Origin of the sequence: Methanobacterium formicicum DSM 3637 (assembly GCF_000302455.1) — an archaeon.
GTDB classification, from domain to species: domain Archaea; phylum Methanobacteriota; class Methanobacteria; order Methanobacteriales; family Methanobacteriaceae; genus Methanobacterium; species Methanobacterium formicicum_A.
Genome location: NZ_AMPO01000002.1, coordinates 74,249 through 88,834, shown reverse-complemented (window position 1 = coordinate 88,834; position 14,586 = coordinate 74,249). Strand labels below are relative to the sequence as shown.

12 protein-coding genes and 1 tRNA gene are annotated in these 14,586 nt (G+C 35.0%); 7 read left to right on the top strand and 6 right to left on the bottom strand.

Going from position 1 to position 14,586, the window contains the following annotated elements; all coding sequences use genetic code 11:
• Positions 1-229: 229 nt before the first annotated feature.
• The 5 genes from A994_RS03075 to tsaA form a co-directional block, all read right to left on the bottom strand.
• Positions 230-1,063 carry a hypothetical protein gene (locus tag A994_RS03075; protein ID WP_004029809.1) on the bottom strand — a complete coding sequence of 278 codons (834 nt, stop codon included), beginning with the start codon at positions 1,061-1,063 and terminating at the stop codon, positions 230-232.
• On the bottom strand, positions 1,060-2,484 hold the full coding sequence (locus tag A994_RS03070) for a B12-binding domain-containing radical SAM protein (RefSeq protein ID WP_004029808.1): 1,425 nt from the start codon (positions 2,482-2,484) through the stop codon (positions 1,060-1,062). Before A994_RS03070 ends, A994_RS03075 begins: the two co-directional genes overlap by 4 nt.
• A 124-nt stretch (positions 2,485-2,608) precedes the next feature.
• Entirely contained in the window at positions 2,609-3,307 is a 699-nt protein-coding gene (locus tag A994_RS03065; protein WP_237739691.1) for a sulfite oxidase-like oxidoreductase, read from the bottom strand.
• 220 nt (positions 3,308-3,527) lie between these two features.
• Positions 3,528-4,118 carry a hypothetical protein gene (locus A994_RS03060; RefSeq protein ID WP_004029806.1) on the bottom strand — a complete coding sequence of 197 codons (591 nt, stop codon included), beginning with the start codon at positions 4,116-4,118 and terminating at the stop codon, positions 3,528-3,530.
• A 513-nt stretch (positions 4,119-4,631) separates the two neighbouring features.
• A complete protein-coding gene (gene tsaA / locus A994_RS03055; RefSeq protein WP_004029805.1) occupies positions 4,632-5,027 on the bottom strand; it encodes a tRNA (N6-threonylcarbamoyladenosine(37)-N6)-methyltransferase TrmO in 396 nt (131 codons plus the stop codon).
• Between the two features lie 1,631 nt (positions 5,028-6,658).
• Here tsaA and A994_RS03050 point away from each other — a divergent pair.
• The 7 genes from A994_RS03050 (at position 6,659) to A994_RS03020 (ending at position 13,673) form a co-directional block, all read left to right on the top strand.
• Entirely contained in the window at positions 6,659-6,970 is a 312-nt protein-coding gene (locus A994_RS03050; protein WP_004029804.1) for a hypothetical protein, read from the top strand.
• 191 nt (positions 6,971-7,161) lie between these two features.
• On the top strand, positions 7,162-9,807 hold the full coding sequence (locus A994_RS03045) for a PAS domain S-box protein (RefSeq protein WP_004029803.1): 2,646 nt from the start codon (positions 7,162-7,164) through the stop codon (positions 9,805-9,807).
• A 3-nt stretch (positions 9,808-9,810) separates the two neighbouring features.
• On the top strand, positions 9,811-10,251 hold the full coding sequence (locus A994_RS03040) for a response regulator (RefSeq protein WP_004029802.1): 441 nt from the start codon (positions 9,811-9,813) through the stop codon (positions 10,249-10,251).
• Between the two features lie 273 nt (positions 10,252-10,524).
• Entirely contained in the window at positions 10,525-11,457 is a 933-nt protein-coding gene (locus tag A994_RS03035; RefSeq protein WP_004029801.1) for a PAS domain-containing response regulator, read from the top strand.
• A 337-nt stretch (positions 11,458-11,794) separates the two neighbouring features.
• Positions 11,795-11,866, top strand: a tRNA-Gln gene (locus A994_RS03030).
• 366 nt (positions 11,867-12,232) lie between these two features.
• Positions 12,233-12,583: an ArsR/SmtB family transcription factor gene (locus A994_RS03025; RefSeq protein ID WP_004029800.1), complete on the top strand. Its 351-nt coding sequence runs from the start codon at positions 12,233-12,235 to the stop codon at positions 12,581-12,583.
• A 397-nt stretch (positions 12,584-12,980) separates the two neighbouring features.
• Positions 12,981-13,673 (top strand): hypothetical protein, encoded by a 693-nt coding sequence (locus A994_RS03020; RefSeq protein ID WP_004029799.1) that lies wholly within the window; start codon positions 12,981-12,983, stop codon positions 13,671-13,673.
• Positions 13,674-13,828: 155 nt separating this feature from the next.
• On the opposite strand, the gene A994_RS03015 is transcribed toward A994_RS03020, so the two are convergent.
• Positions 13,829-14,581 carry a P-loop NTPase family protein gene (locus A994_RS03015; RefSeq protein ID WP_048204043.1) on the bottom strand — a complete coding sequence of 251 codons (753 nt, stop codon included), beginning with the start codon at positions 14,579-14,581 and terminating at the stop codon, positions 13,829-13,831.
• Between the last annotated feature and the right edge of the window lie 5 nt (positions 14,582-14,586).

The following is a 14,586-nucleotide window of genomic DNA, read 5'->3' as shown; positions in this document are numbered from 1 at the left end:
AACCTAATATAACAGAAATTGTGCCCCATACATGAAGTTATATTGAAGTTATATTGTATCACCATATAAGTAAGAATAATATTCATGTATCACAATACAACAGAAATATTTATCGTTAGAATATTTAGTAGTTAAGGAATTTTTTTTGATTATAGCTGGGAATTTTGTGGCCAGTTAAACTAAAAACACCTGACACGTAGAGTTAAGATTAAATACGATATTAAATGTATTATTCATAAACACAGGCCGATTTTTTCAGGCAATCCTGACATATTGTTTCATGGCTAGTTTCAGAAACTGCAATTCTGGTTAAAATCCAGAATATAACCAATATAATGAAATATAATTCGGTTATTAAATTTCCTTTAACAATATCCAGTCCCACTAATATTAGAAAGGATCCGGTGACCAGTGCTATGTTGGAAATAAATTTCAATTTTATCCCTACGTTTAAGAATATAATAATTAACAATGCAGTAAATACAGTGCAGACCCCAATCCAGAATGATATTTCCCCGTAGATTGAAGTATATCCAATCAAAGGATATGCCATAAAATAGTAAGCCACCATTCCTACAATAGCAATGGATGCACCTACAGAAAGACCAAAACAGCCAGGGCAATATTTTTTCCCATTAATGGTTAATGTGTGTGAAGAAAACTTACCACAATCAGGGTGGTGGCCTGCAAACTGTATATTACTCTGATTTATGGTTTTTTGCTTAGACTGTATGTTACCCTGACTGGTTTTTTGCTTGGAATCATTTTGAAATTTCAGTAATGTTTTACATTTTGAAGGGTAGAGGGCTGCAAAAATCCCTAAAAAACAGATCAAAATGAAAAGGAGTAATATAATTGATTTGTTAAGGGAGTAATGTGATGTTGAAGGTGCAGTTGATTGAGGCGACCATAAGTACATTGCTACCAGGAAAAAAATTCCTGAAAATGAAATTAGAATGAGGAAAATGTTTTGAATGTTAAAATTGTTTTCCCTGAACTGGTTTATGAATATCTTTGTAGTTAACAGGAATATCTTTTTACTTAACGGGATTTTTGATATCAATACAGATCCCTCAATGCCTGCAGGAGACCCTGGCCTGCCATGTAACGATAAGTTTGTCTTTTGAATTTATTACGTGAAAACACACCGGTAATTCTCCGCCTCATGCTACCATAGAAACTGCGGTAGCACTGGTAAAGTTCTTCCTGGACCTCATCCCGGGATAAATGTTCGGTGGGCATGACTGCATGTACCATGTCGTAGTTGGCCCAGTTATCCTCTTCCAACCATCCCTGCTTTCTGGCAGTTTCATAAAGCTCGGTTCCAGGGAATGGAGTCAGGATCATGAAAATTGCTAAATCCGGATCCACGTAGTTAACAAAATCCCGTAACCCCTGGATTGATTCATGGGAGTCCTTTCGGTCACCGGTGATGAGTGTTGCCTGGGAAAAAATGTCATTTTCCTTCAATAGATCCATGGAAAGCTTGGCATCACTGGATTTGATCCCTTTATTATAATCCTGCAGCACCTGGTTATCATGTCGCTCCAAACCGGCCATTATCCAGTAGTTACCCGCTTTTCTCATTTTAGGGAGGTTTTTCTTATTTTTTATGATATCATCACTTCGAGCCTGCATGAACCAGGTTAAGTTCTCTGAAAGTCCACGGCTAATCAATTCATCACACAGTGCACTGGTTCTTTTACCCAGACCAAAGTTATCATCGGTTAACCACAAGAAGGTGATACCGTATTCATGGTAGATGTGTTCCATTTCATCGGCGATTCTAACTGGGGATTTTGGCCTCCATTTACCTCCCCAGTGCTGCCACTGGGAGCAGAATGTGCATTTATAGGCGCATCCACGGGATGCTTCCACCAGGGCGTATCCTGCACCGGAGTAGGCCATCATTTTGAAGTTGTACTTCTTCATATGCTGTTGAACAAAATGGTAACCCGGGAATGGAAGGTCATCCAGGTTACTGATAAATGGACGGGGTGGATTGTGGATGATTTTTGAACCATTCCGGAAGGATAATCCTTTAACATCTACCAGTGATTGGTCATTTTCCAGACTTTTTACCAGTTCATAGAGGGTGATTTCTCCCTCACCACGCACTACAAAATCAATTTCTGGATAGGTAGAAAGACTCTCATCTGCCAGTGCAGTGAAATGCTGACCACCAACCACTGTTTTAACTTCAAGATTAACCTTTTTAGCTATTTCCAGTGTTCTTAAGATGGTGAAAGTGTTACAGGTTGCCAGGGCACTGACTACCACCACATCTGCTTCAGCCTGTTCCAGGTGCCGCTGCAGTTTTTCCCAGCCAAACCCCTCCGCCTGGGAATCTACCACTTCAATTTCCCATGTATCATCTTTAGACTCCAAGTATGATGCTAACTGGAGTATTCCTAAGGGTGGGGGCATGTATTCTCCCATTACAAACCAGAATACCTTGGGTGGTTCAACAAACAATACTTTCATTCAAATAGACCTCTCTTGTGTTCTATCCTTGTAATTATATTTTTGAGAAAGATTCACATTTTGAGATTAGTTATTTTTGAGACTAGAGTTATAATTTGAAATTGGAGTTATATTAAGATTAGATTTATAATTTAAGATCTGTTTCCTGCCAGCTGTAACGCTCTTCTTTCCAGGGGTCACCATGGTTATGATAACCAGTAGATTCCCAGAAACCCCTTTTATCCTCTGCCATAAATTCCAGTCCTGTAACCCATTTAGCACTTTTCCAGAAATATAATCGGGGAACCACTAATCTCACTGGTCCTCCGTGTTTGGAATTTAAGGCGTTTCCATTGTGGTGGGTTGCCAGTAGCACGTCACTGGCGAAGAAATCATCCAGGGATAGATTGGTAGTAAAATTTTTATGAGCGTGTACCATGACGTATCTGGCTTCAGGGAGTATTTCCACCTGTTCTTTAATGGTGGATGTGCTTACTCCTTCCCATAAATTATTTAACTTGGACCAGGTAGTGACACAGTGTATGTCTGAGAAAACTTGAACCCGTGGAAGGGCCATGAAATCAGCAAAATCCAGTTCCCTCTCTTTTTGAACCAGACCCCAAATTTTCAGCTTCCATTGGGATGGATCGACTCTGTTAACTGAACCCGCGTGTAATACAGGCCATCTTTTATCTTCGTGTTGGCCCGGTGGAATTCTAACCTCCCTTTGAGTATCCGGACTTATAACAATATTTTCATCCTTCAAAATAGATTCAACAGTTTCATCATCCAGATTTGTTTTTGAATTCCATTTAAACATTTCTTTTAAGGTTTTTTTCAACATATCATCCCCCATTAGTTGAAAATATCTCCTTAATGCAGATCCAGACAAAAGTCATTTATCTCCCTATTATTTTTTTTATCACTATCTACTTTCATTACAACCCGTTTTACATCACTAATAATGTTTCAATAACACCCAGTTTTACAGTAAATTTCTTTATTTACTCTACGTTTCAAGTAAAAAGATTAAAATCATGAAATTTTAAAACATAAATGGGAATTTAATAAGTCCAGACAGGGATTTCTTTCCATTGGGCTTTAAATGTGTTTAAAATTTGGATTATAAGGGATGAATTGAAACGATCCACCATTAAAACTCCTTTACCCAATTTCTGTGCATTGATCTTACTGATTATACCGGGGTACTCCTTGACAATTCTTTCCCCTTTCTTTCGGTAAGTGGATATACCCCCATAAAGAGCCCGGTTAAGTTTATTCCGATCATTCTGATTCATTTTGGTAGTATTATAAGTTAAAATAACGCGTGATTTTAACTGCATATCCTCTGCAGTTATATTCACTGCCCTGCCATAAAGGAGAACTCCTTCCCCACTTAAAGCTGCATTAAATTCAGGATTATTCCCTAACTCATCAAGGGTGACATGTTTTACCTGGAATTTTCCAGCCAAAAGGTCATTAACCTTCTGGAACGAATGTTCTGATTTATTTGAATAAATCACCAGTAGATCGGTACCAGTTAATGTTTTAGATGCTGCAGCACCAGGATAGATTACAGAAATAACTCCTTTTACTTTTTTATTTGCCTGGTAAGTTCTGCAGCTAATTTGAAGTCCAAAATCCCCTCTCCTCAAAATTACATTTGAACCATCATTTAAATGAAGAATATATCTATTAAAATTATTTTAATTAAATCGGGAAAAACCATAAATTCCCTTTTTTATATCCTTCTGTTATATTGATATACTAAATATAAGTAAGTTTCTTTATAACCACTAACTATAAAAAATTTTATTTTAAATATTCCAGTTTTAAAATTCTCCTAAAAAATGATTAATGAGGATAAAATGGATTAATAGAGTAAGATTAGATGATTATGTTAAATTACTACAGGTTAGTGCAAAATTAAGGCAATTTATTGATTTTAATCCCTAAATCGGTATACCCCGGAAATTAGAGGGTAAATTTAAGGAAAATGATAAATAATTACCAGAAGAAATGATAAATAAATTGCCAGAAGAAATCAGGAAAACATAAGAGAATGAAAATCCAATTAAACTGATTGGGAGACTAAAATTAAACTGATTGGGAGACTAAAGAGTTAACAAGAAAATAAAGTTAACAAAATAAAAAGTTAAAATCTTGGATCAGGGACAATCAATTTCAGGTACGAATGGTTTAATATCCAGTACTGGTGACTCATCAAGGGCATCAAGCCATCTAACAGTTAGAATATTTCCTTCTTTTTTCACCAGTTCCACCATACATAATCCCAAAGGATTTGGCCGCACCGGTGCCCTTGTGGAAAAAACCCCTCTTTTCTCTTTTTTACCATGAGGTACCACCTTCAAAGAAACAGAATCAGCACGATCCATCCAGTAAATCACCATAAAATTCTTAAAATTCTCAATTCCTTCCAGTGCATCTTCATACTCTTTGAAAATTGTTATAGTGCTCATTTCATCTGAAAAACGACCCTGATGAGGAGATCCCATCTTAACCTTAAATGGTGAATTAACCAAACCTATTGCTTTGACATTCATTTTAAACCCCCAAACATTATCAATCTGCCCAATTTAGTCCATTGAAATTTAATAAGTTGTGTTAAATCTCTTTATATATTGTTTAAGGTAAATAAATTAATAATTAGATTATGTTTTTTATAATTTAAAATAATTGATGATTTTTTTTAGAATAAAAGGGGGATTCTATTGAAAATATGAGTGTCTAATAAAATAATGAGTTCATTATAATTAGTTCAGAATAATTAATTTTTGTATAATAATATCAATGAAAAATAGTATTTCAATTGAGAATCTTACCAGTCTAATATCAATGGAGTCCCGCAGGGTTTTTTTTAGAATGGGGAGTCTGATGGGCCCTGCGGGCATAATTTTAGGGAGGCAAATAGTAGATATTGCTATTGCGTCTCCATTGATCGTGGCTTAATAAAGTATTTGCAAATTAAACTTGTATACCATCCCTTATATAAGTTACGGAGGCCTGACAAATTTTATATTGGAATATTAAGGAATAATAGCAATAAAATTATTTCTTAATAATCTTTTTATCAATGAATATTTTTGATGGCTAACACTTACCTTGATAAAAATAGCAAAACTGCGTGTATTGATTAATAAATTTCAGGCAGCTGAGGAATACTTAACCAAAGGATAAAAAATAGTTTTGAAAATATAATTAAGTTTTAGGGAACATCAAGATATATACTGCTCAGTTTATTCCACATCATCTTGTATTAATTAATTGAAAGACTATTTGCTGGTGTCACTTTTAGATGGGCCCTCATTCAGAATTTTTTTAATATTAAGAAGCCTTTCACTATTTAAAGTTTTTTTATGAGATTTTTCATTATTATCATCCCTTAATTTCCTTAATATTCCCTCACCCCCTTTTTAAATGATTTTCATTTCACTTACGCTTAAACCTTAATGTGACCATATTCACAAAAAAAATAATTCTCACGAATCAGTTAATGTAAATATTAACTTATCCAAATTAGAAAGTTTTAAATCAAATCAAGAATTATTTAGAGAATTAAATAGATTCCAGGAATATACTGATGATTTTTCAGTATTTTAACCCTATTCTAAGACATTCCACCAACCCAATACAAATATTTAAATATTATGTTGTAGTAAGATGTAATTAGGTGAATTAAACGACCCTAGAATCATGTTGTAATCCTTCTGGATCATAATATGAATTAAAATTCATGCCTTTACACCGCCTCCGTAAGGACATGACATGGCATCGTCCCGGAGGCCCTAAGGCCTCAGGGACCTTACTTCTCCTATATTACCCTAAAATCTTAATTTACATTTTCGTTTTAAGAATAACGCAGTTAAATCAATTTATCTAAATTCTCAATTTTTAAGGGTTTAGAGAATAATTTAGGTGTTTTATTTCATTTTAACTGTTTCATTTCATTTTATAGATCAAACTAGTTCGTAACATAGATAAATTCAGATTACAGTTATAAATCTGGTTCAATGATTTAAAACACGTTATTATCTAAAAATAGAATACAAACAGAACAATATATACTCAAAAAAATATACCCATAAGTATTAATAATATTAATATTATTATTATAAAATAAATATCCAAAGATTTAATTATCATGGTGATTTAAGTTGGATTAAGGTGATTGAAAATGACTGAACACAATAAACAGAAATACTCCAGTTCAATGGATGTGATGGACAAAAATGGTAACCTCCTTGGAGCTGTGTGTGTTACACCATCAAAGGAAATAGGTAAAAGAGATATCCTGTTAATGGATGAAAAAGCAGGCACACAATCAGTCAGAAGTACTACTGAATTAATTAACATGCTATCCAAAAAAGATGTTCCCTTTGACGAAAGGAAATTAGTATTGGATTTTTTAGCCGAAAGATTGCGATTTTTAGAACAGGAATTAACAATTAATACTTTAAAATCATTGAATAAAAAAAATAATAAATAAATTATTGGTTTTTGTAATTTGAATCCTCCATAATCAACCAAAAACTAAACCCATTTAAATAAATGTTAAAATCTTAAAAAACAGCATTATATCCCTTAAAAATAAGTAAATACTTAAATATATGTGGAGGAGGGGTCTGCATTACTGGGGACAATAATCAAGATAAAAAACTAATTACAGAAATAATAGGTGTGGACGCCCTAATCAATAGCTCACCAGTACCTCAATTTGGGATTAACCGTGATCATAAAGTTATCTACTGGAACAAAGCACTGGAAAAATTCAGTAAAATCAGGTCAAAAGATATCATAGGAACAGATAAACACTGGCAAGCGTTTTACAGTTCAAAAAGACCGTGCATGGTTGATTTATTGGTTGATGGGGATATGGAAAAATTTTCATACTGGTTTCCAGACTACCAAAAATCAGAACTGGTAGAAGGGGCCTATGAAGCTGAAAATTTCTATCCACATATGGATAATAATGGGAAATATTTACACTTCACAACCTCTGCAATCAAAGATCATGAAGGTAATGTTTTAGGAGCTATGGAATCTTTTAAAGACATAACTCCCCGTATTCTTGCTGAAAAGGAACTCCTGGAAAGCGAACAGAAATTCAGGAGCCTGGTGGAAAATCTCAATGTAGGCATTTACCGCAACACCAGTGATCCAAGTGGTTATTTTATCCAGGTGAACCCTGCATTTGCCAGAATGTTTGGATACGATTCTACCCAGGAAATCATGAAAGTAAAGGTCATAGATTTTTACATGGACCCCCAGCAGAGGAAACTTTTTTTAGAAGATTTAAAGCAGAATGGATCGGTAATCAGTAGGGAACTTCATCTTAAGAAAAAAAATAACCAGCCAATATGGGTTTCAATATCAGCAAAAGCACATTTCAATGAAAATGGTTTCATTGAATGGATTGATGGGATGATTGAAGATATTACCCATCGTAAAACTGCTGAAGAAAAACTCTTAAAGAGTGAAAAACGTTACCGTTCCATTGTGGAAAACATGGATGATGGTTTTTGTATCCATGATTTTGAAGGAAACCTATATGACTGCAATGAAAAATTCGCCAGGATGGTAGGATTTAGCATTGAAGATATGATTGGGACTAACCTCGATGAATTCAGCAGCATTGAAATGATGTTTGAAAAAAATAATCGAGTAGAAGAACTGAAAAACACCGGAATTATTGAATTTGATGCAGATTTCAAACAAAAAGATGGGAAAATCTGTTATTACAACATCAAATCAAGCATTGTTTCAGATGAAGGTGATGGTCTCGTGCACAGTTTCCTAAGGGACGTGACCAAACGTAGGGAAATGGAAGAAATACTTCACCAAAGTGAAAACACCGCCCAAAAACGTCTCAAAGAAATTGAAGCAATTTACAATTCAGCACCCATTGGTTTATGCGTCCTGGATCGTAACCTGCGCTTCGTGCGTATCAATGATCGTATGGCAGAAATGAATGGTATCCCTTCAGATGAACATATTGGGAAGACAGTTCATGAAATAATACCATTTTTAGCTGAACAGGCAGAATCCGCAGCTAAGGAAATATTTGAAAGGAAAAACAACTTTTTAAGCAGAGAATTTAGCGGTATAACCCCTGCCCAGCCTGGTGTTTCCCGCACTTGGATGGAAGAATGGTATCCAATTAAAGATTCTTCCCATCAGATTATAGGTATTAACATAGCAGCCCTGGAAATAACTGAAATTAAAAAGGCAGAAAATGCCCTTAAAAAGTCTGAAGAAAAATTACGCCTGGCTATTGAAGGTGCAGGTGCTGGGATGTGGTTCTGGGATCTTGAAAATGACTTAATTGAATGGACTAACGAATACAAACATATTTTTGGAGTAGAACCTAACCCTGACACATCCTTCAGAAATATTTTAAATGTAGTACACCCTGATGACCAGGAAAAGGTGAAAGATGCCATTCAAAAGACACTGCAGTTCGGTGAAGATTTCAAAGTAGAAATGAGAACCATCTGGCAGGATGGGACGGTACACTGGGTTTATTCACTGGGCAAATTGTCTTATGATCTTCATGGTAAACCCAAGGAGATAATAGGCATTGCCATTAACACCACCCCCAGTAAAATCGCAGAACAGGAACTGCAGGAAACATTGAAACAGTTAAAAAGATCCAATGCAGAGCTGGAACAGTTTGCCTATGTGGCAAGCCATGACCTTCAGGAACCATTGAGGATGATAACTAGCTTCCTCCAGCTCCTGCAAAGACGTTATGAACATCAACTGGATTCAAATGCAAATGAATTCATCCAGTTCGCAGTTGATGGAGCAGCCAGGATGCAGGAACTGGTAAACGATCTTCTGGCATATTCAAGGATTGAACGAAAAACTGGTAAATTTGAAGAGGTGGATACAGAAGAGATCCTGAAACAGATAACCTTTGAATCACGACTTTTAATTGAAGAAAATAATGCAGATATCAGTTATGATAATCTCCCGGTAGTAAGGGCAGATTATCCTCAGATGGTGCAGGTTTTCCAGAACCTACTCAGTAACTCCATAAAATACAATAACCAAGAACGTCCCACAATTCACGTTTCGGCAGAAAAAAAAGACACAGACTGGCTTTTTAAAGTTGAAGATAATGGCATTGGAATTGATCCCAAACATGGCGAACGTGTTTTTAAAATATTCCAGCGTCTCCACGCCAGGGACGAATACGAAGGAACCGGTATTGGTTTAGCCATTGTTAAAAGGATTGTAGAAAGACACGGAGGGATGATCTGGTATGAGTCACAACCCGGCCAAGGATCAACTTTTTATTTCAATATCCCCATGGAGATGTGAAATATGAAATATAAATTGTACAAATCAGTGGAAGTACTGCTGGTTGAAGATAACCCTGGAGATGTGCGTTTAATCCAGGAAGTATTCAAAGAAGCCAAAATTAGAAACATACTACATGTGGCGCGTGATGGAGAGGAAGCAATGCAAATGCTCCGTCTGGAAGGGGATAATCCCACAAGGGTCCCGGATTTGATATTGCTGGACTTGAACCTGCCAAAAAAAGATGGTAGGGATGTTTTAAAGGAAATTAAAAAAGACGATAGTTTGAAATGTATTCCAGTAGTGGTTTTAACCAGCTCCATCAGGGATGAGGATCTGATTGAAACATATAAGAACAACGCCAACTGCTACATAGCAAAACCAGCCGATCTGGACCACCTGATCAAAGTGGTTCAAAATATTGGTGAATTCTGGCTGGATATTGTAAAACTACCACCACGATAACCCTGTATAAATAAGATAATCAAATTACAAATAAAATACCACGGTTAATAATAATTGATAACGGGATTGGACTGTTATTTCGGCTCCAACAGTAGTTGGTTTATAAATAATGAATTAACAGGATTGGAATTAAATCAGAGTAATACAATAATGATAAAAGAAAATCATTAATGATTAAATATGGTGAGGTAAAAAATACAATCAGTTACATGATTATAACTCATATGACTTAACAAGGGTACTAATAGATTAAAATGATGATCAGGCGATACCATGAGAATTAAAGGAAATATTAACGTTATGTTGGTGGAAGATAACCCCGGGGATGCTGTAATTATAAATGAAATGTTCAGAGAAATCCCCCAAATTCAATTCAATATTTTCCATGCCCAGCGCCTTTCTGAAGGAGTGGATGCCATCAGTAAAAATGATTTCCATATAATTTTACTGGATCTTCAATTACCTGACAGCCAGGGTACCCAAACCTTTAATCAAATCCATAAACTGGTACCAGAAATACCCATAATAATACTCACCGGACTGGAAGATGAGGACTTTGCCATAGACATTGTAGGTGAAGGTGCACAGGATTACCTGGTTAAGGGACAGGTTGATAGCAAGTTACTGGCCCGATGCATAAACTACTCCATTGAACGAAAACACATCGAACACCAGCTCAGGGAAAGTGAGGAAAAATACCGTTTGATGGTTGAAAAAATTCATTCAGGAGTTTTCTTTGTTGATTCCCAGAATCAATTGAGTTATGTTAATAAACAAATGGCCAAAATGTTAGGTTTCACTGTAACCGAAATGCTTAACAAAGATATCTCCCAGTTCACCAATCCAGAAGGAGAATCATGCTTTAAAAAACACTTACAAAAAATCAAGAAAGAACATGAATACCGGAAAAAATTAGCCAAAACATATGAATTAGAATTTTTAGACAAAAAAGGTTCCAGTCTATGGGTACTAGTATCAACTAATCCATTATTCAAATCTAACGGTGATTATTTAGGTGCTATCTCCATTATGACTGATATCAGCTCAAGGAAGGGGATTGAAAAATCACTGATGGATGCCATGATTGAAAAAGACCGGGACTTTTTTATGATAATGGGAAATATGGTGGAAGCCATGAAACCACTAATCCACAAGACCAATATGAAAACCAGCACTGTTGATGAATTTGATGATAAATTCACCTGAATGATAAAGTTCCCAAATGAATAATTCCCATACCCAAATGATAATTCCCCAAAAATGGGTAAAATTCCACATAAAATGGATTAATTCATATTAATTACTTAAAATTACATAAAAATCTTAAAAAAGACCATTTGATAATTTAGAATCATTTTACTATTTTAAATCAGTTAAGTATGGTTAGAAATTATGTAAAATGATTTTAGATGATTATATATTAATATAAATGAATATAAAGGGCCATAATTAAGTATTTTTTATGTAAAAATTAAGGATGACATGAAATTGAGTACTTCCTAATAGGTAAAGTATATATTGTAAAACCGCATAACGTTGATCTAGTCCCTTGGTGTAGTGGCAATCATGTGAGACTCTGGATCTCGCGACAGCGGTTCGACTCCGCTAGGGACTATCTTTTTTATCATATTTTGCGATTTTTGTATGTTAATAAAAAATTTTTATAATTATACCCAATGTAATTTCCATATAATTCCATAATACAATTTTCTGTAGACCTATGAAGTCAATATGCATATATTAATCCCTATGAAATCAATACACTCTTATTAAGCCCTGCAAATCCAATAAAATTTGAAGAATTAAGTCGGTGCATGATTTTTCCCAAACTGTAAGTTTGTATTTGAGTTATTCACACCATCACCATCATTACAATTTATACAAACATATAAAGGAATAATTGAACAATTAAAAATATAATATTAATAATTCAAGGAACGGATTTAATCATTGGTTAATAAGAAGCTAGTAGAGGATTCTAATGAAAGGTGAAGATGTTTGTGATGTTCAGTGCATCAACGAAGATTCAGTTAGAGAAGTTAAATCACAAATGCTAGATGATGAAACCTTTCAAATGATTTCAGATAACTTTAAAGTACTAGGTGATCCTACCCGATTGAAAATACTTTACGCACTCATACTGAAAGAAGTTTGCGTCTGTGACTTGGCTGCAGTACTGGAGATGACAGACTCTGCAATATCACATCAACTAAGATTATTAAGACATAGAAATCTTGTTAAATTCCGTAAAAAAGGAAAAATGGCTTATTATTCCATTGCAGACCCCAGGGTTATAGACATGATAAAAATGGAAGCAGAACTTACCCCATGAAATAAATTAACCAAACTTATCCATTTATAAAAAAAATCCATTGATGATAGAATCCATTGATTATAAAAATTAATTTATGGTAAAAATTATTAACAATTTAGAGGAAAACCGAATTTTAAATGAATTATAGGTGTTATTGACTAAAAATAGAGAAAATAATAAACCAGTAAGGGAATAAAAACTAAAAACACCATATAATACAAATAAAAAGGTATAGTGGATAGATATGCATATTAAAAAGAGATAGTTTGGGGATAAATGGATATTTAGATATTAATAGCTGATAGTGGATATTAATAGCTGATAGTTGAATAATTAATAGCTATTTAGAATTAATGAATTAGATGGATTAAAAGAACATATTTGAATAATAATTTCCAGTTAAGAGGTAAATTAAATGAAATGGTTATTAGTGGTAGTGGCAATTTTCCTGCTGATAGTAGGTTACGCATATGTTTCGACCATGAATGGTCCAATCACACCAGAAGGAAGACTGGCATTTGTAAAAGTGGCCAACCCAGACATGTATCCTGGACACCTTCACTCTAAAATGCTGGCGGGATATGCCAATGAAAGTGGTTCCAAATCTATTCTGGTGGTGCACTTTGCCGGTGACTCCAACTACCGTTGTTACAAAGAAGGAAACGTTGAAATACTGGAACTGGCATTCGTGGACACCCAGGGTACCGGTGCAGAAGGAGCAACCAACTACTGGGATTCACTTAAAATAGCATTATTCGGAGTACCAGATGGCCGATACCAATACAAAACGGATGGTAAAGTTTTCAACAACCTGGATGATGCCCTGAATTATCTGTACGCCATTGCTAAAGCGAATGGTCAGAACGGACCAATACCCATGTACTGGCATGGAACTGCCCGTAAAGACAATCCAATGTTTGCCCAGGGGTGTGGGTTCCCATTATACTTCGACATTGTAAGGAAACAATACGGAATCATACCAGCCTATGTTTACACTTTAAGAGGAATGATCATGCCCTACTTCAAAGACCCCTATGCCTCCTTTGAACTGCAACACGCCTCTCAACTGCAAAACTATTACCAGGAAGGTATGATAAACTTCAAATAAAGCAATTAAAAGATGATTAATCCCCCAAGAGGGAGATCATCTTTGACATTTTTTTAAAACCCATTTTTTTAAAACATAATTATTTTTTCTCGTTTAAAAAGCTACTAATTATTTTATGATAATTTTATAATGCTTCAATTTATCCAAACTTAGATCTAATCCCTTTTCTCCAAAGCTTCGAATATGAAACGGGGTTTGCATCCATATTTCACAATGTATGACCTTATCTCCTCTTCATCCACATTCGGGAAACTGTTTAAAACTATTTGAACGGTTTCTTCTTCAGAATAGGATATCTGGATAACTTCAAAAAAGAGGTTCATTAAAAATACTAAAATCATAGACAGAATACTGAAATCTGTGAGTAAATCGTACTTCACCCCACCTATCTTGACCATGAATGCAGTCTGGATGACAACGTTAACTTTCTCAAGATCCTTGCGGTGTTTTAAGTACTCTCTGAAAACTTTAATGTAAAATGGAAAGGCGTTGATGCCATTATTTTCAGTCCAAAGACTTAATCCAAATTTGTTTTCATCTAAAAATTCTGAATCGAGTAGTTTATCTGCCAGTAGCACTGCATCATATTCTGCTACTTTTTGATAAATTTCTTCATTGGTTTTAACACCCAGATCCAATCGAAGGGTTTTGAAAAACTCACCAAAAACCTCTGAAGAACTCATTTTCATGTTATCCAAAAAAAGGGTGGGATCATAAATATTAAGGTCCAGGATCTTCAGGGCAGAATATATATTGGCAGATTTACCAGTTCCAGGCGTCCCAATAATTAACACGAAGCGCCCTTTCCTGTTTTTTAAACTGAGGAACATGCGGTATATCTTCCGAAACGACCGGGTAAATACAAAGTCATTACTATCCCTTTCTGACTGTACCTTATACTCTGCCATGTTAT

Bases quoted from the DNA above. Each gene is read 5' to 3' on its own strand.
- A994_RS03065 (WP_237739691.1), bottom strand. From the start codon at position 3,307: ATGTTGAAAAAAACCTTAAAAGAAATGTTTAAATGGAATTCAAAAACA.
- A994_RS03070 (WP_004029808.1), bottom strand. From the start codon at position 2,484: ATGAAAGTATTGTTTGTTGAACCACCCAAGGTATTCTGGTTTGTAATG.
- A994_RS03025 (WP_004029800.1), top strand. From the start codon at position 12,233: ATGAAAGGTGAAGATGTTTGTGATGTTCAGTGCATCAACGAAGATTCA.
- A994_RS03040 (WP_004029802.1), top strand. From the start codon at position 9,811: ATGAAATATAAATTGTACAAATCAGTGGAAGTACTGCTGGTTGAAGAT.
- A994_RS03020 (WP_004029799.1), top strand. From the start codon at position 12,981: ATGAAATGGTTATTAGTGGTAGTGGCAATTTTCCTGCTGATAGTAGGT.
- A994_RS03050 (WP_004029804.1), top strand. From the start codon at position 6,659: ATGACTGAACACAATAAACAGAAATACTCCAGTTCAATGGATGTGATG.
- A994_RS03015 (WP_048204043.1), bottom strand. From the start codon at position 14,581: ATGGCAGAGTATAAGGTACAGTCAGAAAGGGATAGTAATGACTTTGTA.
- A994_RS03035 (WP_004029801.1), top strand. From the start codon at position 10,525: ATGAGAATTAAAGGAAATATTAACGTTATGTTGGTGGAAGATAACCCC.
- tsaA (WP_004029805.1), bottom strand. From the start codon at position 5,027: ATGAATGTCAAAGCAATAGGTTTGGTTAATTCACCATTTAAGGTTAAG.